The sequence below is a fragment of the Cupriavidus pauculus genome (assembly GCF_008801835.1).
GTDB lineage: Bacteria > Pseudomonadota > Gammaproteobacteria > Burkholderiales > Burkholderiaceae > Cupriavidus > Cupriavidus pauculus.
The window spans coordinates 1-19,071 of the sequence record NZ_VZOW01000031.1 but is presented as its reverse complement, the minus strand read 5'-3'; the positions used below and the strand labels follow the sequence as shown (position 1 = coordinate 19,071).

17 protein-coding genes are annotated in these 19,071 nt (G+C 65.0%); 12 read left to right on the top strand and 5 right to left on the bottom strand.

The genetic code is table 11. The features are described 5' to 3' along the window. Positions 1 to 20 precede the first annotated feature (20 nt). Both F7R19_RS23380 and F7R19_RS23375 read right to left on the bottom strand, forming a co-directional pair. Positions 21 to 797: a 3-hydroxybutyrate dehydrogenase gene (locus F7R19_RS23380; RefSeq protein ID WP_150982174.1), complete on the bottom strand. Its 777-nt coding sequence runs from the start codon at positions 795 to 797 to the stop codon at positions 21 to 23. A gap of 18 nt (positions 798 to 815) precedes the next feature. Further along, positions 816 to 2,207, bottom strand: coding sequence for a GntP family permease (locus F7R19_RS23375; RefSeq protein ID WP_150982173.1), 1,392 nt, complete (start codon positions 2,205 to 2,207; stop codon positions 816 to 818). Positions 2,208 to 2,464: 257 nt separating this feature from the next. Here F7R19_RS23375 and F7R19_RS23370 point away from each other — a divergent pair, with 257 nt between their 5' ends. The 4 genes from F7R19_RS23370 to F7R19_RS23355 all read left to right on the top strand — a co-directional run bounded on the left by F7R19_RS23370 (position 2,465) and on the right by F7R19_RS23355 (position 8,331). Further along, the gene (locus F7R19_RS23370; protein WP_150982172.1) at positions 2,465 to 4,009 is read left to right on the top strand and encodes a sigma-54 interaction domain-containing protein; all 1,545 of its coding nucleotides are present in this window, start codon (positions 2,465 to 2,467) and stop codon (positions 4,007 to 4,009) included. A 139-nt stretch (positions 4,010 to 4,148) separates the two neighbouring features. Then, a complete protein-coding gene (locus tag F7R19_RS23365; RefSeq protein WP_061960031.1) occupies positions 4,149 to 5,192 on the top strand; it encodes a transporter in 1,044 nt (347 codons plus the stop codon). 111 nt (positions 5,193 to 5,303) lie between these two features. Next, positions 5,304 to 6,254 carry a polyphosphate kinase 2 gene (gene ppk2 / locus F7R19_RS23360; protein WP_150982171.1) on the top strand — a complete coding sequence of 317 codons (951 nt, stop codon included), beginning with the start codon at positions 5,304 to 5,306 and terminating at the stop codon, positions 6,252 to 6,254. A gap of 367 nt (positions 6,255 to 6,621) precedes the next feature. After that, the gene (locus F7R19_RS23355) at positions 6,622 to 8,331 is read left to right on the top strand and encodes a M30 family zinc metallopeptidase (protein WP_150982170.1); all 1,710 of its coding nucleotides are present in this window, start codon (positions 6,622 to 6,624) and stop codon (positions 8,329 to 8,331) included. Between the two features lie 69 nt (positions 8,332 to 8,400). Here the strand turns inward: F7R19_RS23355 and F7R19_RS23350 are convergent, their stop codons facing one another. Beyond that, a complete protein-coding gene (locus tag F7R19_RS23350) occupies positions 8,401 to 9,492 on the bottom strand; it encodes a substrate-binding domain-containing protein (RefSeq protein ID WP_150982169.1) in 1,092 nt (363 codons plus the stop codon). Between the two features lie 145 nt (positions 9,493 to 9,637). Here F7R19_RS23350 and F7R19_RS23345 point away from each other — a divergent pair, with 145 nt between their 5' ends. The 5 genes from F7R19_RS23345 to F7R19_RS23325 all read left to right on the top strand — a co-directional run bounded on the left by F7R19_RS23345 (position 9,638) and on the right by F7R19_RS23325 (position 15,798). After that, complete coding sequence (locus F7R19_RS23345) at positions 9,638 to 10,150, top strand: formate dehydrogenase subunit gamma (protein WP_061960024.1); 513 nt, start codon at positions 9,638 to 9,640, stop codon at positions 10,148 to 10,150. After that, positions 10,147 to 11,703 (top strand): formate dehydrogenase beta subunit, encoded by a 1,557-nt coding sequence (locus F7R19_RS23340; RefSeq protein ID WP_150982168.1) that lies wholly within the window; start codon positions 10,147 to 10,149, stop codon positions 11,701 to 11,703. Before F7R19_RS23345 ends, F7R19_RS23340 begins: the two co-directional genes overlap by 4 nt. Positions 11,704 to 11,798: 95 nt before the next feature. Beyond that, positions 11,799 to 14,672 (top strand): formate dehydrogenase subunit alpha, encoded by a 2,874-nt coding sequence (gene fdhF / locus F7R19_RS23335; RefSeq protein WP_150982167.1) that lies wholly within the window; start codon positions 11,799 to 11,801, stop codon positions 14,670 to 14,672. A gap of 23 nt (positions 14,673 to 14,695) precedes the next feature. Beyond that, positions 14,696 to 15,544, top strand: coding sequence for a formate dehydrogenase accessory sulfurtransferase FdhD (gene fdhD, locus F7R19_RS23330; protein WP_061960027.1), 849 nt, complete (start codon positions 14,696 to 14,698; stop codon positions 15,542 to 15,544). An 8-nt stretch (positions 15,545 to 15,552) separates the two neighbouring features. Further along, a complete protein-coding gene (locus tag F7R19_RS23325; RefSeq protein ID WP_150982166.1) occupies positions 15,553 to 15,798 on the top strand; it encodes a formate dehydrogenase subunit delta in 246 nt (81 codons plus the stop codon). A gap of 21 nt (positions 15,799 to 15,819) precedes the next feature. Here F7R19_RS23325 and F7R19_RS23320 read toward each other — a convergent pair whose 3' ends face one another. Together F7R19_RS23320 and F7R19_RS23315 are read right to left on the bottom strand one after the other, a co-directional pair. Beyond that, the gene (locus F7R19_RS23320) at positions 15,820 to 16,293 is read right to left on the bottom strand and encodes an MgtC/SapB family protein (protein WP_061960029.1); all 474 of its coding nucleotides are present in this window, start codon (positions 16,291 to 16,293) and stop codon (positions 15,820 to 15,822) included. A 129-nt stretch (positions 16,294 to 16,422) separates the two neighbouring features. Further along, positions 16,423 to 17,118 carry a transglycosylase domain-containing protein gene (locus F7R19_RS23315; RefSeq protein WP_150982165.1) on the bottom strand — a complete coding sequence of 232 codons (696 nt, stop codon included), beginning with the start codon at positions 17,116 to 17,118 and terminating at the stop codon, positions 16,423 to 16,425. A gap of 207 nt (positions 17,119 to 17,325) precedes the next feature. Between F7R19_RS23315 and F7R19_RS23310 the strand changes: the two genes are divergently transcribed. From F7R19_RS23310 to F7R19_RS23300, 3 genes are all read left to right on the top strand, one after another. Beyond that, positions 17,326 to 17,976 (top strand): DUF3304 domain-containing protein, encoded by a 651-nt coding sequence (locus tag F7R19_RS23310; protein WP_150982164.1) that lies wholly within the window; start codon positions 17,326 to 17,328, stop codon positions 17,974 to 17,976. Positions 17,977 to 18,040: 64 nt separating this feature from the next. Beyond that, the gene (locus F7R19_RS23305) at positions 18,041 to 18,550 is read left to right on the top strand and encodes a DUF3304 domain-containing protein (RefSeq protein ID WP_150982163.1); all 510 of its coding nucleotides are present in this window, start codon (positions 18,041 to 18,043) and stop codon (positions 18,548 to 18,550) included. A 2-nt stretch (positions 18,551 to 18,552) separates the two neighbouring features. After that, on the top strand, positions 18,553 to 19,071 hold a 519-nt coding region (locus F7R19_RS23300), incomplete at its 3' end, for a phospholipase effector Tle1 domain-containing protein (RefSeq protein WP_211922784.1).

The following is a 19,071-nucleotide window of genomic DNA, read 5'->3' as shown; positions in this document are numbered from 1 at the left end:
GATGGCGCCATCGTCGCGCGTTATTGCGCGGTCCAGCCGCCGTCCATGGCCCACGCCGCGCCGCGCACCTGATCGCCAAAGGGCGAGCACAGCATCAGCACCAGATTGCCGAGCTGTTCGGGCGTGACGAACTGGCCCGACGGCTGCTTGTCCGACAGCAGCCGCGCCTGCGCCGCCTCGTGGGTGATGGCGTCGCGCTTGGCGATGGCATCGATCTGCGCGGCTACCAGCGGCGTGAGCACGAAGCCCGGGCAGATGGCGTTGCAGGTCACGCCCGTGGCGGCCGTTTCCAGCGCCGTCACCTTGGTCAGGCCCACCAGCCCGTGCTTGGCGGCCACGTACGCGGCTTTGCCAGCCGAGCCGACCAGCCCGTGCACCGATGCGATGTTGACGATGCGGCCCCAGTTGCTGGCGCGCATGCCCGGCAGCGCGAGGCGCGTGGTGTGAAAGCTCGAGGTGAGATTGATCGCGAGGATGTCGTCCCACTTGTCGACGGGAAAATCCTCCACCGGCGCCACATGCTGGATGCCTGCGTTATTGACCAGGATGTCGACGCCGCCGAAGCGCTCGCGCGCCATCGTCATCATCGCTTCGATCTCGTCGCCATGCCGCATGTCGGCGGCGTGATGCAGCGCCTGCGCGCCGGTGGCGCGGATCGTCACGAGCGCCGCGTCGACATCGCCAAAACCGTTCAGCACGATATTGGCGCCAGCTTGCCCCAGCGCCTGCGCGATGCCGAGGCCGATGCCGCTTGTGGATCCGGTGACCAGTGCGGTCTTGCCTTGCAGATTGACCATGAAAAACTCCGGCAAACGTTAGACGAGACCCGTGGTGTAGAACACCGCGATCACAAAGAACACGGCCAGCGTCTTGATTACCGTGATGGCGAAGATGTCGCGATACGACTCACGGTGCGTCAGGCCCGTGACGGCCAGTAGCGTGATGACCGCGCCGTTATGCGGCAGGGTGTCCATGCCGCCGCTGGCCATCGACACCACGCGGTGCAGCACTTCGAGCGGAATCTGCGCGGCCTGCGCGCCCTGGATGAAGACGTCCGACATTGCGGCCAGCGCGATGCTCATGCCGCCCGACGCCGACCCGGTGATGCCGGCCAGCGTGCTGACGGAAACCGCCGCGTTGACCAGCGGATTCGGAATGCTGCGCAGCGCGTCGCTGACCACCAGGAAGCCGGGCAGCGCGGCGATCACGCCGCCGAAGCCGTATTCGGAAGCGGTATTCATCGATGCCAGCAGCGCGCCGGACACTGCGCTCTTGGTGCCCTCCGCAAAGCGCTGGCGCACGGCGCCGAATGCGGTGACCAGCACGATCACGATGCCCAGCAGCAGCGCGCCCTCCACGGCCCAGATCGCGGTCACGCTGGCGATCTTGGTTTCCACCGGCTTGGGCAGGCCCGGCAGCGACACGCTGTTGGATTGGCCGTACCACAGCGGAATCATGCGCGTGAGCCAGAAGTTGGCCACGCCCACCACGATCAGCGGCAGGATGGCCAGCAGCGGCGGCGGCAGCTTGCCGCCTTCCACGCGTTGCGGCTCGTTGATCAGGTTGGTGCCGTAGCCTTCGCCGCGCGCGGCAGCCGCGCGACGCCGCCATTCCAGATACGACAGCCCCACCACGATGATGAACAGCGATCCCACCACGCCCAGCGCCGGCGCGGCCCACGACGTGGTCTTGAAGAACGTGGTGGGAATGATGTTCTGGATCTGCGGCGTGCCCGGCAGCGAATCCATCGTGAACGAGAACGCGCCCAGCGCGATGGCGCCCGGCATCAGCCGCTTGGGAATATTGCTTTGGCGATAGAGTTCGGCGGCAAACGGATAGACCGCGAACACCACCACGAACAGCGACACGCCGCCGTAGGTCAGCAGCGCGCACACCGCCACGATCACGGCATTGGCGCGAGAGCGGCCGATATAGCGGATCGCCGCGGCCACGATCGATTCCGAAAAGCCCGACAGCTCGATGACCTTGCCGAATACCGCACCAAGCATGAACACCGGGAAATACAGCTTCACGAAGCCAACCATCTTCTCCATGAAGATGCCGGTAAACACCGGGGCCACGGCGGAAGGATCGGTCAGCAATACCGCGCCCAGCGCGGCGAGCGGCGCGAACAGGATCACGCTGTAGCCGCGATAGGCGGCAAACATCAGGAACGCCAACGCGGCGAGCACTACGACAAATGACATGGGGTCTCCATTGCTTGTTCTTGGATTGCAGTCCGCCGGCATTGCCGCGCGGATGCAAAGGGTCCCTGATGCATGTGACAGGGGATCGCTCTGTTAGCAGTCTCCATGCCACACCGGAAAGTTGCGGGTAAGACGCAAAACACCGACTATAAACCATCGTGTCTCGTGTGTGAGACACAGCACCCGCCCACGTCGCCGTCACGTCTCGAATATGAGACACTCCGCATCTACAGAATGAGACAAAACGGAGACACTCGATGCAAAAGATCGCCGAACCAGGCGGGGCATTGCTGTTGGACTACGACGATGTGGCGCGCCGCGCCATGGAAACGCTGTTCCGCACCTTCGAAAATTTCAGTGAAGGCACGTTCGTGGTCGACGAGCACGCGCGCGTGGTGTGGATCAACAAGCGCTACGCCGCGCGCTTCGGCTTTACCGACCCGCAGGCGGCGATCGGGCTCGACTGCGAGCAGGTGATCCCAAACAGCCTGATGCGCGAGGTGGTGACCACGGGCAAGCCGATCCTGCTGGACCTGCTGGAAACCGACCGCGAGCCGATGATCGTCACGCGCCTGCCGATCAAGGATGACGCCGGCCGCACCATCGGCGCGGTGGGGTTTGCGCTGTTCGACGAGCTCAAGGCGCTGACGCCGATCTTCGCCCATTACTCGCGCGTGCAGGCCGAACTGGCCGCGGCGCGCAAATCGCTCGATCAGGTGCGGCGCGCCAAGTACACCTTCGCGAGTTTCGTCGGCACCACGCCGGCCGCGCAGGAGGTGAAGCGCCAGGCGCGGCGGGCGGCGCTGGTCGAATCGCCGGTGCTGCTGCTGGGCGAAACCGGCACCGGCAAGGAACTGCTGGCGCATGGCATTCACGCCGGCTCCGCGCGCGCCGAGCAGGCGCTGGTCACGGTCAACGTGGCGGCGATTCCCGACACCTTGCTTGAAGTCGAGTTCTTCGGCGCTGCGCCGGGCGCCTATACCGGCGTCGACCGCAAAGGGCGCGTGGGCAAGTTCGAACTGGCCGATGGCGGCACGCTGTTCCTCGACGAGATCGGCGAGATGCCGTTGGCCCTGCAGAGCAAGCTGCTGCGTGCGTTGCAGGACCGCGAATTCGAACCGCTGGGATCGAACCGCATCGTGCGCAGCGACGTGCGCATCATCGCCGCCACATCGGCCGACCTGCCCGCGCTGGTGGCGGCCGGGCGTTTCCGCGCGGATCTCTATTACCGGCTCAATGTGCTGACGATTGAATTGCCGCCGCTGCGCGAGCGGCGCGACGATCTGCTGCCGATGGTCTACGCCATCATCGAGGAGTTGAGCATCAAGGCCGAACGGCATCCGCTCGGCCTGCGCGACGACGCGCTGAAGCTGCTGCGCGACTATGACTGGCCGGGCAACGTGCGCGAACTGCGCAACGTGCTGGAGCGCGTGGTCATGCTGTGCGACGAGGACAGCGTCGACGCCGCCGCGCTGGCGCCGCTGCTGGGCGTGCGCCGTGGTGCGGCGCCGGGCCATGCGCCAGCGCCGCCGCCAGCCGTGTCCGAGGTGGCTGCCGATGTGGACGGGGCCGATTCGGCGCACGCCGGCGCCGTCGCCCCGGCCGTCCTGGCGCAAGCCTCCGCAATGCCCGCCGCGGCGACCTGGCCCGCCACGCAAAACTATGCCGAAGCGATGGCCCGCTTTGAGACCGCGTTCCTCACGCAGGCGCTGGAAGCGTGCGGCGGACGCGTCGCCGAGGCCGCCGCACGCGTCGGCATCAGCCGCGCCGCGTTCTACCGCAAGCTGGCCGCCGCGCGGTGATCGCGCGCTGATCGACTCTGCGCCCGGCCCGCGCGCGCCGAAGTGGGACGAAGCGGGCCGGGTATGCCCGCTGGCGCATCGCGCCGATCGTCACGCCGCCGTGATAACGTCGCGCGAGGCACAGGTCACAGGAGTTTTCATGCATTCGGGCATCGTCGACGCCGGCTATGGTTCCGACCCGGTCGGTCTGGTCAGCGGCTATCTGTTCGAACCCGGCAAGCCCGCGCGCGAGATCGACTCTCATGGCGCCGCCGCGTGGCTGGCCGCGCACGCCACGCCGTCGAGCGCCGATGCGCCGGGGCGCGAAGGTCCGTTTATCTGGCTGCACTTCAACCTGTCTCACAGCGCGTGCGAGCGCTGGATGCGCGCGCAGCTCGGGTTGCCCGAGGACTTCTTCGAGGCGCTGCGCCAGGGCTCGCATTCGACGCGCATCGAACGTCAGGACGCGGCGCTGCTGGCGGTGGTCAATGACGTGATTTACAACTTCGGCGTGACATCGACCGATATTTCCACGCTCTGGGCGCATGCCGACCATCGGCTCCTTGTGACGGCGCGTGCCCGCCCGCTGCGCTCGGTCGACCGGCTGCGCGCCGCGGTGCGTCGCAACGAGCCCTTTCGCTCGCCGCTCGACCTCGTGGTGCATCTGCTGCGCGACCAGGCCGACGTGCTGGTGCAGATCGTGCGTGAAACCGGCGTCAATGTGGATCAGATCGAGGATCAACTGCTGTCGCAGCGTCTGCAATCGAACCGGTCCGATCTCGGCGCGATGCGTCGCGGGCTGGTTCGCCTGCAGCGATTGCTGGCGCCGGAGCCGGGCGCGCTGTTCCGGTTGCTGAATCGTCCGCCGACATGGTTACAGGAAAGCGATCTGCAGGAACTGCGCGAATCGACCGAGGAATTCTCGCTCGTGCTCAACGACCTGGCCGCGCTGGTGGAACGGATCAAGTTGCTGCAGGAAGAAATAGCGGCCAAGCTGAACGAACAGACCAACCGCACGCTGTTCACGCTGACGCTGGTCACCGTGCTGGCGCTGCCGATCAACATCGTGGCGGGATTTTTCGGGATGAATGTCGGCGGCATTCCGCTGGCCGATCATCCACATGGATTCTGGGTATTGGTGGTGCTGGTGGCCAGCTTCACCGTGCTCGCGGGGCGCTGGGCGTTCCGCAAGCAGCAGGGGTAAAGCGCGGCGCGCGGTGTGACGCGGCGTGCCTCTATGACAGTTCATCGAACCGTCATGCTGCCTGCGTACGATGGCGTGCCCCGAACGGGACATGGGCGATGGAGGAAAGCGATGGACTACAACGACGAGGCGCTGATCCGGCGCATTCACCGCGAAGTCGCGGACTATTACGACGAAGAGCTGGAACTGGAGCTCGAGGACCGCGATCCCGCGCTGGTCCAGCGCGTGCTGTCGGGCGAGGCGGGCGGCCCGGGCGACAACAGCAATCTCAACGGCGATGAGGCCGAGCGCGCCGAGCGTCATCTCTATTTCCGCGAACTGTTTCGCCTGCAGGGCGAATTGGTGAAGCTGCAGAGCTGGGTGGTGGCCACCGGGCACAAGGTGGTGATCCTGTTCGAAGGCCGCGATGCGGCAGGCAAGGGCGGTGTGATCAAGCGCATCACGCAGCGTCTGAACCCGCGCGTGTGCCGCGTGGCGGCGCTGCCGGCGCCCAATGACCGCGAACGCACCCAGTGGTATTTCCAGCGCTACGTCTCGCATCTGCCTGCGGCCGGCGAAATGGTGCTGTTCGACCGCAGCTGGTACAACCGCGCCGGTGTCGAGCGCGTGATGGGCTTTTGCACCGACGACCAGTACGAGGAATTCTTCCGCTCGGTGCCCGAGTTCGAGCGCATGCTGGTGCGCTCGGGCATCCAGGTCATCAAGTATTGGTTCTCGATCACCGACGAAGAGCAGCATCTGCGCTTCCTGAGCCGCATCCACGATCCGCTCAAGCAATGGAAGCTGAGCCCGATGGATCTGGAGTCGCGCCGCCGCTGGGAAGACTACACGCGCGCCAAGGAAATCATGCTGGAACGCACGCATATTGCCGAGGCGCCATGGTGGGTGGTGCAGGCCGTCGACAAGAAGCGCGCGCGCCTGAACTGCATTCATCATCTGCTGCAGCAGATGCCGTACGTGGAGCCGTCGCAGCCCACCATCGTGCTGCCTGAGCGCGAGCGCCACGCCGACTACACCCGCCAGCCGGTGCCGGAGAGCATGGTGATCCCCGAGATCTACTAGCCGCCTGGCGGACCCGTTCGCCGATCTGTTCGACGGATCGTTCGCCAGACCCGCGGTCTCGCCACCGCTGCGCTGTCGATCCATCGATTCGTCGATCCGCTTGCTCTGGTCGCCCCGCGCACGACACACGGTCGTGGCGGGGCTTTTGCGATTGCTCGCGGCGCAAGCCTACGCCAGCCTGCGTGCGTATCACCACGGATTGAACTCGCGTCAGCGCCCAATATGGCCGGCACCGCACGGGCGGCTGATGAACCGCCACCCTAAATCTGCCCGGTTATGCGTCGTTATTGGAAGACCCCCTCCAGAGCGCTGCAGGCTACGGCTGCGCCGCTGCCGCTGGAGAACGTCCAGATTACGGAGTTCCAAGATGCGTCGCATGAATGCGCGTGCCGAAGCACGCTTTCGCTTCTCCACCCGGTTGTCCGGTCTTGCCGGGCTGACGGTCATTGCCGCACTGGCGTTGGCCGCCTGTGGCGGCGGAGGCGACGGCGGAACGCCCGCGCAGCCGGCGGTCGCCAACACCCCGAACACCAATCCATCGACCGATCCGCTGCTGGTTTCCGGCCTCGATCTGGCCTGCACCGGCTGCGGTGCGGCCACCGGCAGCACCTACGCCGGCAGCCAGGCCGGCGTCTGGGGCAAGGCCAATACGAGCGGCAGCGCCATCGATGTGCAATATTCGATTTCCGGCCTGGCGGGCAAGACGGTTTCGATCATGCTGTCGAATCTCGGTGACGCCGCGGTGACCATGCCGGCGGGCATTTCGTCCAGCGTTGTCGCGGAAATGGTGTCGCCGCAGGCGCTGAGCGTTGCGTCTACCGAAGAGGCCGCGCAACGCGCAATCGGCGAATACAACCGCGCCGGATGGGTCGATGCCACGCGCGCCAGTTCCAATCCGATGCTGACCACGCTCGGCGTGCCGGCGCCGCTGGCGGCAAGTATCGGCACCACGGGCCTTGGTCCCGGCGCCAGCCGCAACTGGTATCACATCGATGGCACGTCGCGGCCGGCCACACTGCGCCAGCAGGTGTCGGCCAGCGATGGCACCGTGATCAACATCTGGGTGGAAACTACCGAAGCGGCCGCTGTCACCGACACCATGGTGTCCGAACTGGCCGCGGCCTTTGCCGGCGGCGGCATGGTCTATGACCGGCTGGTCGGCGTGGGCGGTGCGCTGTGGGGCGCCAACGATTTTGGCGCGTCGATGCTGCCCGCCGGCATGCCGATCGACATCGTGGTGCTCAACTTCAACCGCGATGGCAAGGCGTATGGCACGGTCGGCTATTTCTGGGGCCTGCACAACATGCTGAAGACGCGCGAGCCCAACAGCAACGAATCTATTTCGCTCTATCTGGATAGCGAAACGCTGTCGCTCGGCGGTCCCGACGGCCTGCGCGCGATCAAGACCACGATGGCGCATGAGGGCACGCACATGCAGAACTTCTATCGCCGTCAGGTGAAGATGGGCGCCGAGTATGCGTATGACACGTGGCTCGAAGAAATGACCGCAATGCAGATGGAGGACTTCCTGAGCGGCATTATCGCCACCGGCTACAACCCGATCCGCGATGTCCGCCTGCCCGACTACTACCGCTACAGCGACTACAACTGCAACCTGATGCAGTTCACGGGCTTTGGCGCCACGTGCGAAAGCTATGCGGTGTCCGGCAGCTTCGGCGGCTTCCTCAATCGACAACTCGGCATCGACTTCTATCGCGACCTGCTGACGCGCAAGGTGTCCGGGTCCAGGCAGGTGCTCGATGCAGCGATCACCGGCGCCGGCTGGAAGTTCAACGACGCGCTGGTGAACTGGCGCATCACGACCAACAGCACGATGCCGCTGGCCACGTCACCGGAGCGTTACGGCTACCCGGCATGGACCGACGGCACGTTCACGCTGCCGCTGATCGACCCGTCGGCCACGTCGTTCACCACGCTGCGAAAACTGCCAGCCACCGCGCCGTCCATGCTGCAGGGCTGGGCCAGCTTCATCGCGCCGCGCACGCCCGCCAACGGCGTGTACAGCGACAAGGTGCGCGTGCCTGCCGGGGTAACGCTGTCGGTGGTGGCGTACTGATCGGGATGCCGTTACGTTGGAGGCCCGCTGAGTCGGGCCTTTCCATCCAGCGCGCCAGTCATGGCGCCATCACAGGCTGACGCCCGGAAAGGCCTCTTCGAACGTCATCACGGTGCCGGTTAGTTCGCCGTTGTAGCCCGGTAGCGCGTTGACACGTTCGCGGTAGCGGCTGTCGTTCATCGCGGCGACCGCGCCGACCAGCGCGGGGCTTTGCAGCGCGCGTTTTTCGAGCGCGAAGAAGTAACGCTCCTGCAGCACGGGGACGAATTCCAGGCCGAAGCGCCGCGCGGCGGTTTCCACGCCAAAGCCAACGTCGGCCATGCCGCTGCCGATATATGCGGCCACCGCCGCATGCGTGAATTCGCCGTTGCTGAAACCTTCGATGGTGTTGGCGTCGATGCCGCGTCGCGCCAGCATCAGGTCAAGCAGCAGGCGCGTGCCGGAACCAAGCTGGCGGTTGACGAACCGCACGTCGGCGCGCGCCAGGTCGTCCAGCGTGTTCACGCCCAGCGGATTGCCGGGCCGCACGAACAGACCCTGTTGCCGCGTGGCCAGGTGGATCAGGCAATGGGTGTCGGGACGCAGCCAGCGCGTGAAGCGGCGCAGCGTTTCTTGCTCGAATTCGCCGATCGGCACATGGAATCCCGCCACGTCGCACGCGCCTTCGGCCAGCGCCGCCGCGGCTTCAAGGCTGCCGCAGTACTTCACGTCGTGGCGGATTTTTTGCTCATCGAGAAAATCGCGCAGCGCGGCCACCGCAAAACCATGGCTGGCGTGGATGCGCACGGCCGGGTCGCTGGCCGCCATCAGCTTCTTCAGTTCGATTTCCAGTTCGGACGCCAGACTGTCCAATGTCGGCGACAGCCGGGCTGCAATGCGCTTGCTGGCCCACACCAGTTGCTGCGCCAGCGGCGTCAGCGTCGACCCGCGGCCACGGGTCTTGGCGATCAACGCACCGCCGAACAATGTTTCGGCGTCGCGCAGGATGCCCCATGCGTAGCGATATGACAACGCCATCGCTTCGGCCGACTGCGCGATGTTTCCGGTCGATTCGATATGCGCCAGCAGCGCCACCAGACGCGACACATCCAGCGCTGGCGCGGGTGTCGGCGAGGTGTCGTCGCGGATCTGCAGGTGCGGGAGGATCGAAATGCGAAGCATATGCGGAAAATAGCATATTGAACGGCGTCAATCACGAACCTATAGTCGCACAAAGCGCCCAGAAAGCCCGTTGTGGTGTTCCCGAATATGTACAAAAAAGCCGGTATTGCGGCGGGTGCCGATAAAGAATACGGAGACAAAGCCAATGCCACAATTCGCCACCCCCACGGCGTCGGCCGGCAATGAAGGAGCCGACGCCATTGCGCGCATCGTTGCGGCCAAGCGCGACATGCCTGGCGCCTTGCTGCCGATCTTGCACGAGATCCAGGATCGCCACGGATTCATTCCCGACGATGCGGTACCGACCATCGCCCGTGCGCTGAACCTGTCGCGCGCCGAAGTGCATGGCGTGATCACGTTCTATCACCATTTTCGCCAGCAGCCCGCGGGCCGCCATGTGGTGCAGGTCTGTCGCGCCGAGGCGTGCCAGTCGGTGGGCGCGGAAGCGCTGGCCGCGCACGCCTGCAAGGCGCTGCGCTGCGATTTCCACGAGACCACGCCGGACGGCCAGTTCACGCTGGAACCGGTCTACTGCCTGGGGCAGTGCGCCACCGGGCCGGCCATGACGATTGGCGAGAAACTCTACGCGCGCGTCGATGCGCAACGCTTCGACAAGCTGATCGACGCCCTGCGGGACGACGCGGAGGTGCGCGCATGACCACCACGATTTTCGTACCGCGCGATTCCACGGCGCTGGCCCTGGGCGCCGACGAAGTGGCGCAGGCCATTGCGCGCGAAGCGGCGCGACGTGGCGACGACGTGCGCATCGTCCGCAACGGCTCGCGCGGGATGTTCTGGCTGGAGCCGCTGGTGGAAGTGCGCACCGACGCCGGGCGCGTGGCCTACGGCCCGGTGACCGAGGACGATGTCGCCGCACTGTTCGACGCGGATTTCCTCGCCGGCGGCGCGCATCCGCTGGCGCATGGGCCGACCGACGAGATGCCGTTCCTGAAGAACCAGGAACGCCTGACGTTTGCGCGCGTGGGCATCACCGATCCGTTGTCGCTCGACGACTACATCGCGCACGAGGGCTTTGCCGGCCTGACGCGCGCGCTGTCGATGACGCCCGTGCAGATCGTGCAGGAGGTGCTCGATTCAGGCCTGCGCGGCCGCGGCGGCGCGGCGTTCCCGACCGGCATCAAGTGGAAGACCGTGCTGGCGGCGCAGGCGCCGGTCAAGTACATCGTCTGCAACGCCGACGAAGGCGACTCCGGCACGTTCTCCGATCGCATGGTGATGGAAGACGATCCGTTCATGCTGATCGAAGGCATGACGATCGCGGGTTTGGCCGTCGGCGCCGAGGCCGGCTACATCTACACGCGCTCCGAATATCCGCACGCGATTGCCGCGACCGAAGCGGCCATCGAGATCGCGACGCAGGCCGGCTGGCTTGGCGACAACATTCGCGGCAGCGGCAGGCGCTTCCGGCTTGAGGTGCGCAAGGGCGCCGGCGCCTATGTGTGCGGCGAGGAAACGGCGCTGCTGGAAAGCCTTGAAGGCAAGCGCGGCGTGGTGCGCGCCAAGCCGCCGCTGCCCGCGCTCAAGGGGCTGTTCGGGCAGCCCACGGTGATCAACAACGTGATCTCGCTGGCCACCGTGCCGGTGATCCTGGCGCGCGGCGCGGCGTTCTACCAGAACTACGGCATGGGCAGGTCGCGCGGCACGCTGCCGTTCCAGCTGGCTGGCAATATCCGCCAGGGTGGACTCGTGGAAAAGGCGTTCGGCATCACGCTGCGCCAGTTGATGATCGATTTCGGCGGCGGCACGCGCAGCGGCCGGGCGATTCGTGCGGTCCAGGTGGGCGGGCCGCTCGGCGCGTATCTGCCTGAGGCGCGTTTCGATACGCCGATCGACTACGAAGCGTATGCCGCGTTCGGCGCCGTGGTCGGCCATGGCGGCATCGTGGTGTTCGACGAAACCGTCGACATGGCGAAGATGGCGCGCTACGCGATGCATTTCTGCGCGATCGAATCGTGCGGCAAGTGCACGCCATGCCGGATCGGCTCCACGCGCGGCGTCGAGGTGATCGACCGCATCATCGCCGGCGACGAGCCGGTCAAGCACGTGGCGCTGGTGCGCGACCTGTGCGACACGATGCTGGCAGGGTCGCTCTGCGCGATGGGCGGCATGACGCCTTATCCGGTGCTGTCCGCGCTGAATGAATTCCCCGAAGACTTCGGACTGTCCGCCAAACCGGCCAAGGCAGCCTGAAGCATGGCCCGCCTGTCACGCACGGCGGGCCGTATAGAACCGACGCATCCCTCAGGGGTGCGCATCCTCACAGCAGTGCATGACGGGAGACGTCCGTGAACGCTCGCGACGATTTTGACTACGGCACGCCGGCCAGCGATGCCGATACGCAGGTAACGCTGGAAATTGATGGGGTGTCCGTGACCGTGCCCGCCGGCACGTCCGTGATGCGCGCCGCCGCCGAGGCCGGCATCGGCGTGCCCAAGCTTTGCGCCACCGATTCGCTGGAGCCGTTCGGCTCGTGCCGCTTGTGCCTGGTGGAAATCGAGGGGCGTCGCGGGTATCCGGCGTCGTGCACCACGCCCGTCGAAGCGGGCATGAAGGTGCGCACGCAAAGTGGCAAGCTTGGCGATCTGCGCCGCGGCGTGATGGAGCTGTACATCTCCGATCACCCGCTCGACTGCCTGACGTGCCCGACCAACGGCAACTGCGAGCTGCAGGACATGGCCGGCGTGGTGGGCCTGCGCGAGGTGCGCTATGCGGATGGCGCGGGCGGCGCCGCGCCGATCGCCACGCACACGCAGATGAAGAAGGACGAATCGAATCCGTACTTCACCTACGATCCGTCCAAGTGCATCGTCTGTAACCGCTGCGTGCGCGCCTGCGAGGAAACCCAGGGCACATTCGCGCTGACCATCAGCGGCCGCGGCTTCGATTCGCGCGTGGCGGCGGGCACCAGCCAGCCGTTCATGGAATCGGATTGCGTCTCGTGCGGCGCATGCGTGCAGGCGTGCCCGACCGCCACGCTGACCGAGACCTCGGTGATCCAGCTCGGCCAGGCCACGCACAGCACGGTGACGACCTGCGCCTATTGCGGCGTGGGCTGTTCGTTCAAGGCCGAGATGAAGGGCAACGAAGTGGTGCGCATGGTGCCCTACAAGGACGGCGCCGCCAACGAGGGCCACGCCTGCGTGAAAGGGCGCTTTGCCTGGGGCTATGCGACCCACAAGGACCGCATCCTGAAGCCGATGATCCGCGCCCGGATCACCGACCCGTGGCGCGAGGTGTCGTGGGAAGAGGCGATCGGCTATGCGGCGTCGCAGTTCAAGCGCATTCAGGCCGAGCACGGCAAGGATTCGATCGGCGGCATCGTGTCGTCGCGCTGCACCAACGAGGAAGGATATCTGGTGCAGAAGCTGGTGCGCGCGGCGTTCGGCAACAATAACGTCGACACCTGCGCGCGCGTCTGCCATTCGCCGACCGGCTACGGCCTGAAGACCACGCTGGGCGAATCGGCTGGCACGCAGACCTTCCGCTCGGTGGCCAAGGCCGACGTGATCATGGTCATTGGCGCCAACCCGACCGACGGGCACCCGGTGTTTGCATCGCGCATGAAGCGCCGCCTGCGCGCCGGGGCAAAGCTGATCGTGGTCGATCCGCGCCAGATCGATCTGGTCGACTCGCCGCATATCCGCGCCGACTATCACCTGCAGTTGCGTCCGGGCACCAATGTCGCGCTGGTCAGCGCCATGGCGCATGTGATCGTTACCGAAGGGCTGCTCGACGAAGCGTTTATCGCACAGCGCTGCGAGGACCGCGCCTTCCAGCAGTGGCGCGATTTTGTCTCGCTGCCAGAGAATTCGCCCGAGGCAATGGAAGCCGTGACGGGTGTGCCGGCCGATGCGCTGCGCGGCGCCGCGCGGCTTTACGCCACGGGCGGCAATGCGGCGATCTACTACGGGCTGGGCGTGACCGAGCACGCGCAGGGATCGACCACCGTGATGGGCATCGCCAACCTGGCGATGGCCACCGGCAATATCGGCCGCGAAGGGGTGGGCGTGAATCCGCTGCGCGGCCAGAACAACGTGCAGGGCTCGTGCGATATCGGCTCGTTCCCGCACGAGCTGCCAGGCTACCGGCACGTGTCCGATTCCACCGTGCGCGGCAGCTTCGAGGCGGCATGGGGCGTCGACATCAATCCCGAGCCGGGCCTGCGCATCCCGAACATGTTCGATGCGGCCATCAGCGGCACGTTCAAGGGGCTGTATTGCCAGGGCGAGGATATCGTCCAGTCCGATCCGAACACGCAGCACGTGGCGGCGGCGCTGTCGTCGATGGAATGCATCGTCGTGCAGGACATCTTCCTGAACGAGACTGCCAAGTATGCGCACGTGTTCCTGCCGGGTTCGTCGTTCCTGGAAAAGGACGGCACGTTCACCAATGCGGAGCGCCGCATTTCGCGCGTGCGCAAGGTGATGCCGCCGAAGGCCGGCTATTCGGACTGGGAAGCGACGATCCTGTTGTCCAATGCGCTCGGCTATCCGATGTCGTATCGGCATCCGTCCGAGATCATGGACGAGATCGCGCGCCTGACGCCGACGTTCGCGGGCGTCAGCTACGAAAAGCTCGACGCGCTGGGCAGCATCCAGTGGCCTTGCAACGCCGAGGCGCCGCAAGGCACGCCGACCATGCACGTCGACGCCTTCGTGCGCGGCAAGGGCAAGTTCATCATCACCAAGTACGTGGCCACCGACGAAAAGGTCAATCGCAAGTATCCGCTGATCCTGACCACCGGGCGTATCCTGTCGCAGTACAACGTTGGCGCGCAGACGCGGCGCACGCACAATGTGCACTGGCATGACGAGGACCGTCTGGAAATCCATCCGCACGACGCCGAGGAGCGTGGCATCAAGGATGGCGACTGGGTCGGCGTGCAAAGCCGCGCCGGCGAAACGGTGCTGCGCGCGATCGTGAGCCAGCGCATGCAGCCGGGCGTGGTGTACACGACATTCCACTTTCCGGAGTCCGGCGCCAACGTGATTACCACCGATAATTCGGACTGGGCCACCAACTGTCCCGAATACAAGGTGACGGCGGTGCAGGTGATGCCCGTTGCCCAGCCATCGACCTGGCAGCGCAACTATCAGGCATTCAACGAGGAGCAGCTTGCGCTGCTGCGCGCGGCCGGCGAAACCGCGTCGGCGGGCTAGCCGCAAAGACCGAGGATCAACTCATGAAGCGTGATGTGCCATCTCCAGACAGCGCGGCCGGCACCGGCGAGGTGCCGGCGCAGCGCACCTTCGCCGTCAAGCGCTGGCGACACGGCGCGGTGGCCAGCGAGGTGGACCATCTGGCCGAGGAAGTGCCGGTGGCGCTCGAATTCAACGGCATCTCGCATGCGGTGATGCTGGCCACGCCGGCAGACCTGGAAGACTTCGCCATCGGCTTCAGCCTCAGCGAGGGCATTGTCGGGCGCGTGAGTGACATTTACGGCATCGACGTCGAGCCGGGCGCGCAGGGCATTACGGTCAAGGTGGAAATCGCAACGGAATCATTCGTGGGGCTCAAGGGACGCCGCCGCGCGCTGGCCGGGCGCACCGGCTGCGGCTTGTGCGGCACCGAATCGCTCGATGAGGTCATGCGCACGCCTGCGCCGGTGCACAGCGCGGTGGCGTTCGATCCGAGCCTGTTCGAACAGGCATTCGCCACGCTGCACAGGCGGCAGGCGTTGCTGCGCGACACGGGCGCCACGCACGCGGCGGCCTGGATGCGCGCCGACGGCGAGATAGCCCTGGTGCGCGAAGATGTCGGCCGCCACAACGCGCTGGACAAGCTGGCCGGCGCACTGGCGCGCGGCGCGCACGAAGATATCGGTCAAGGCGCGGTGATCGTCACCAGCCGCGCGAGCTATGAAATGGTGCAGAAGACCGCGGCAATTGGCGCGGGCGTGCTGGCGGCCGTGTCCGGACCGACCGCCATGGCCGTGCGCCTGGCGGATGCAGCCGGCGTGACGCTGGCCGGCTTTGTGCGCGGCGGCACGCTGGTGGTCTACACCCATTCCCAACGACTTCACATCGCATAGGGTCCGCCATGCATATCGAAAACCTGGTCAAGATGGCCAACCAGATTGGCGGCTTCTTCGAGGCGATGCCCGACCGAGACGAAGCGCTGGCCGACATCGCCGGCCACATCAAGAAGTTCTGGGAACCGCGCATGCGGCGCGCGTTTCTGGCTCACATCGACCAAACGGGTGGCGAAGGGCTCGACGCCATCGTGCTGGACGCCGTGGCGCGGCACCGCGAGAAGCTCGAGGTGGCGCAGCCTGCCGCCGCTTGATTGCTGGCTTGATCGCGGACATCACCGTTTTTTCACGCGATAGAGCAGCTGCAGGATCGCCAGGCCGAACAGTGTGGCGATCACCGCGGTGCTTTCGCGGCCCATCCCGCAGGCCACGCCGATGGCTGCTACTGTCCAGATGCTGGCGGCTGTGGTCAGTCCGCGCACATCCTTTTCGCTGTCGAGCTTGATAATGGCGCCCGCGCCCAGAAAGCCGATGCCCGATATCAGTCCCTGCAGGACGCGGCTCATGTCGACCAGCGGCACGCCGGCCTGCAGCGGCACCAGCACGAACAGCGCCGTGCCCATTGCCACCAGCATGTGCGTGCGCAGGCCAGCCGGCTTGCCGGCGGCCTCGCGCTCGTAGCCAATCAATCCCCCAAGCACGATCGCCAGGGAAAGGCGCAGCAGCAGGCGCGTCAGTTCCTTGACGTCGGGCACGTCCGCAAATTCGGCACGCAGCGTGCCGTAGATATCGCCCCAGAGTCCTTCCATGGCTTGTCTCCCCGGCTGTCCTGTGCCGATGGCTGGCAGGCTAGCACGCCATATCGGGACCGCGCAGTCGGGCGTCCGCTGACACGCCGTCATGCCGCGGCGCGGCAAAACGCGAGCGGACGTAGTCGCTCAGCGCAGACGTAATGGTTCCAGCAACGCGCTGTCGTACTGCGCGCGCGTGATGCGGCCGAGTTCCATCATCCGCAGCAGGATGTACGTCTGCCGCTGCCGCGCGCGGCGCGGATTGACCACGGGGTTATTGGCCGACGGTGCCTTGGGCAACCCGGCCAGCATCGCGCATTCGGCCAGCGTGAGCTGGTCGACCGGCTTGCCGAAATAGGTGTCGGCCGCCTCGGCAAATCCGTAGGCGCCCTGGCCCAGGTAAATCTTGTTCAGATAAAGCTCGAGGATCTGGTCCTTGCTCAGGGCCTTCTCGATGCGGTACGCCAGCAGGATTTCGTAGAGCTTGCGCGTGTAGGTCTTCTGCCGGGACAAGAAGAAGTTGCGCGCCACCTGCATGGTGATGGTCGACGCGCCCTGCGAGAGGTCGTCCGACAAATTGGCGATGCCGGCGCGCATCACGCCCACGTAGTCGACGCCATCGTGCAGATAGAAGCGATCGTCCTCGATGGCGACCACGGCTTCGGGCAGCGTGTGCGGAAATTTGTCGAGCTGCACGTAGCCCGGCGATTGCCGGAACGCCATCAGCGCATCGAGCGACGGCAACTGCCGGCTGGCCATCAGCACGGCAAACGAAATCAGCAGCGCGCCGCCCACCACTGCGAGCAGCACGACCTTGACGAAGGCGGACCAGAGACGTTGCATGGCGCGTATTGTGCCATCGTCGTCGGACGTCGCCCATCGACGGGGATGAAAACCACAAGCACCTCTTCCCCCGCGAATGCCTCTTTCCGGTACCCGTGCGACGTACCTGGCTTGCGCCCCCCACCGCAAGCCATCACGGACACGCCTCGCGCAGCATTGCCCCACGCTGCATCCGCTGGCGCAGGCGGTTGTTTTTGACCGAAGCCAATGACGGCCAGAAACGAAACGCAAGAAGATCCCGAATCCCCACTGCTCCGCCTGCTTCGCTATGTCAGGCGTTCGATGTGCGCGCAACGAAAAGCATTCTTGGTTTCTGAAATGAACTTACGCAAAGGGAGACGCATGACGAGATTCATCAAGACGATCGCAGTGGCGGTTTGGCTGGTGATGTTGGGCGGGTGTGCCATCGGGCAAGCCCGCGGTTGGGTGGAGGCAGCAGCGTGGGCTGCGAACTACACCGAGGACTATATCTATGACTTCTCGATTTTGACCGCTGACGGGAAACGTACAGGGGTTAGCGGCACTCAGGTTAGTGAATTTTCGAGAAGGGGAACCTCCGGAGGCCACATCTGCTGCAGTTTGATGCCGGGCGTGGGGCAGACGGTGAAGGTGGTCTGGCGTGTGGGCGGGCGTCGAGACGAAGAGTCGCAGTGGAGAACGTATGAACGGGTCGTCGTTGTCACGGGACAAGTCTCGAGGAACGCAAGCCGGCACAGCTATCTGATCGTGAGATTTTTCCCAGATCATGAGGTGGAGGCCGAATTTATTCCGGGAGACGATCCCCGCGGCGCGAGATATCCACGTGTCGACAAGCTGTTCTTTACAGGCCCGCGCGTGATGCGCCAAAAAGGAGAATAAAGATGCAGGACTGGTTCACAGACTCCCACGACTCTGGAGTCAATTACACAAGAAAAGGAGATGCATGAGGAGATTCATCAAGACGATCGCAGTGGCGGTTTGGCTGGTGCTGTTGGGCGGGTGTGCAAGCGGGCAACCTCGCGGCTGGGTAGAGGCAGCAGGGTGGGCCGCGAACTACACCGAGGACTTTATCTATGACTTCTCGATTTTGACTGCAGACGGGAAACGTACAGGGGTGAGTGGCACTCAGGTTAGTGAATTTTCGAGAAGGGGAACCTCGGGAGGCCACATCTGCTGCGGCTTGATGCCGGGCGTGGGCCAGACCGTCAAGGTGGTCTGGCGTGTGGGAGGGCGTCGGGAAGACGAGTCGCAGTGGAGGACGTATAGCAGAGATGTCTTGGTGAGCGGGACCATGCCAAAAGAGACGAAGACACATAACTATGTATTGGTGCGATTCTTTCCCCGCCATGAAGTGGAAGTTGAGCTTGTGCCATCAGTCGATCTGGACCCCAGAAACCCACGCGTCGACAAGCTGTTTTCAGGCCAACGTGTGATGCGTAAAAAAGGAGAATAAAGATGCAGGACTGGTTCACAGACTCCCACGAGTCGTTTGCGAGGACGGTTGGAACCATGATCGGACTGTACGGCGGAGACTTCGAGGCATGCGCGACCTGCGAGGAGCAGCCTTGGTTGAGCTTCTTTTTTGACGGCACCGGAAATAATCGTAATGTCGATAGGCCGTTGAATAAATTGTCCAACGTAGCGCGATTGTATGAAGGGCATATTGCAGACGACCAGCCTCTTGTTTATCGATTTTACTATCCCGGTGTCGGCACGCCGCTCAATGCGAGCGATCCAACGTGGTGGGAAAAGCTGCGCGATAGCGAAGTACTTGGCGGTGGCTTGGGACTGGGCTGGGATGTGCGACTGACCAACGCCGAGGAAGATCTTAAGAATACGTTGAGATTCAACCACCGAGTCACCCGCATCGACATCGCCGTATTCGGTTTCTCGCGCGGCGCGACGTTGGCGCGCGCGTTCGTCAACCGGCTGCTTGCCAAATGCACGATGAAGGATGGCGTGCCGCACTGGCCG

What these genes read in the sequence shown, in the direction of transcription:
- F7R19_RS23380 (WP_150982174.1), bottom strand. Translation starts at nt 797, where the DNA reads ATGGTCAATCTGCAAGGCAAGACCGCACTGGTCACCGGATCCACAAGC.
- F7R19_RS23375 (WP_150982173.1), bottom strand. Translation starts at nt 2,207, where the DNA reads ATGTCATTTGTCGTAGTGCTCGCCGCGTTGGCGTTCCTGATGTTTGCC.
- F7R19_RS23370 (WP_150982172.1), top strand. Translation starts at nt 2,465, where the DNA reads ATGCAAAAGATCGCCGAACCAGGCGGGGCATTGCTGTTGGACTACGAC.
- F7R19_RS23365 (WP_061960031.1), top strand. Translation starts at nt 4,149, where the DNA reads ATGCATTCGGGCATCGTCGACGCCGGCTATGGTTCCGACCCGGTCGGT.
- ppk2 (WP_150982171.1), top strand. Translation starts at nt 5,304, where the DNA reads ATGGACTACAACGACGAGGCGCTGATCCGGCGCATTCACCGCGAAGTC.
- F7R19_RS23355 (WP_150982170.1), top strand. Translation starts at nt 6,622, where the DNA reads ATGCGTCGCATGAATGCGCGTGCCGAAGCACGCTTTCGCTTCTCCACC.
- F7R19_RS23350 (WP_150982169.1), bottom strand. Translation starts at nt 9,492, where the DNA reads ATGCTTCGCATTTCGATCCTCCCGCACCTGCAGATCCGCGACGACACC.
- F7R19_RS23345 (WP_061960024.1), top strand. Translation starts at nt 9,638, where the DNA reads ATGCCACAATTCGCCACCCCCACGGCGTCGGCCGGCAATGAAGGAGCC.
- F7R19_RS23340 (WP_150982168.1), top strand. Translation starts at nt 10,147, where the DNA reads ATGACCACCACGATTTTCGTACCGCGCGATTCCACGGCGCTGGCCCTG.
- fdhD (WP_061960027.1), top strand. Translation starts at nt 14,696, where the DNA reads ATGAAGCGTGATGTGCCATCTCCAGACAGCGCGGCCGGCACCGGCGAG.
- F7R19_RS23325 (WP_150982166.1), top strand. Translation starts at nt 15,553, where the DNA reads ATGCATATCGAAAACCTGGTCAAGATGGCCAACCAGATTGGCGGCTTC.
- F7R19_RS23320 (WP_061960029.1), bottom strand. Translation starts at nt 16,293, where the DNA reads ATGGAAGGACTCTGGGGCGATATCTACGGCACGCTGCGTGCCGAATTT.
- F7R19_RS23315 (WP_150982165.1), bottom strand. Translation starts at nt 17,118, where the DNA reads ATGCAACGTCTCTGGTCCGCCTTCGTCAAGGTCGTGCTGCTCGCAGTG.
- F7R19_RS23310 (WP_150982164.1), top strand. Translation starts at nt 17,326, where the DNA reads ATGACGGCCAGAAACGAAACGCAAGAAGATCCCGAATCCCCACTGCTC.
- F7R19_RS23305 (WP_150982163.1), top strand. Translation starts at nt 18,041, where the DNA reads ATGAGGAGATTCATCAAGACGATCGCAGTGGCGGTTTGGCTGGTGCTG.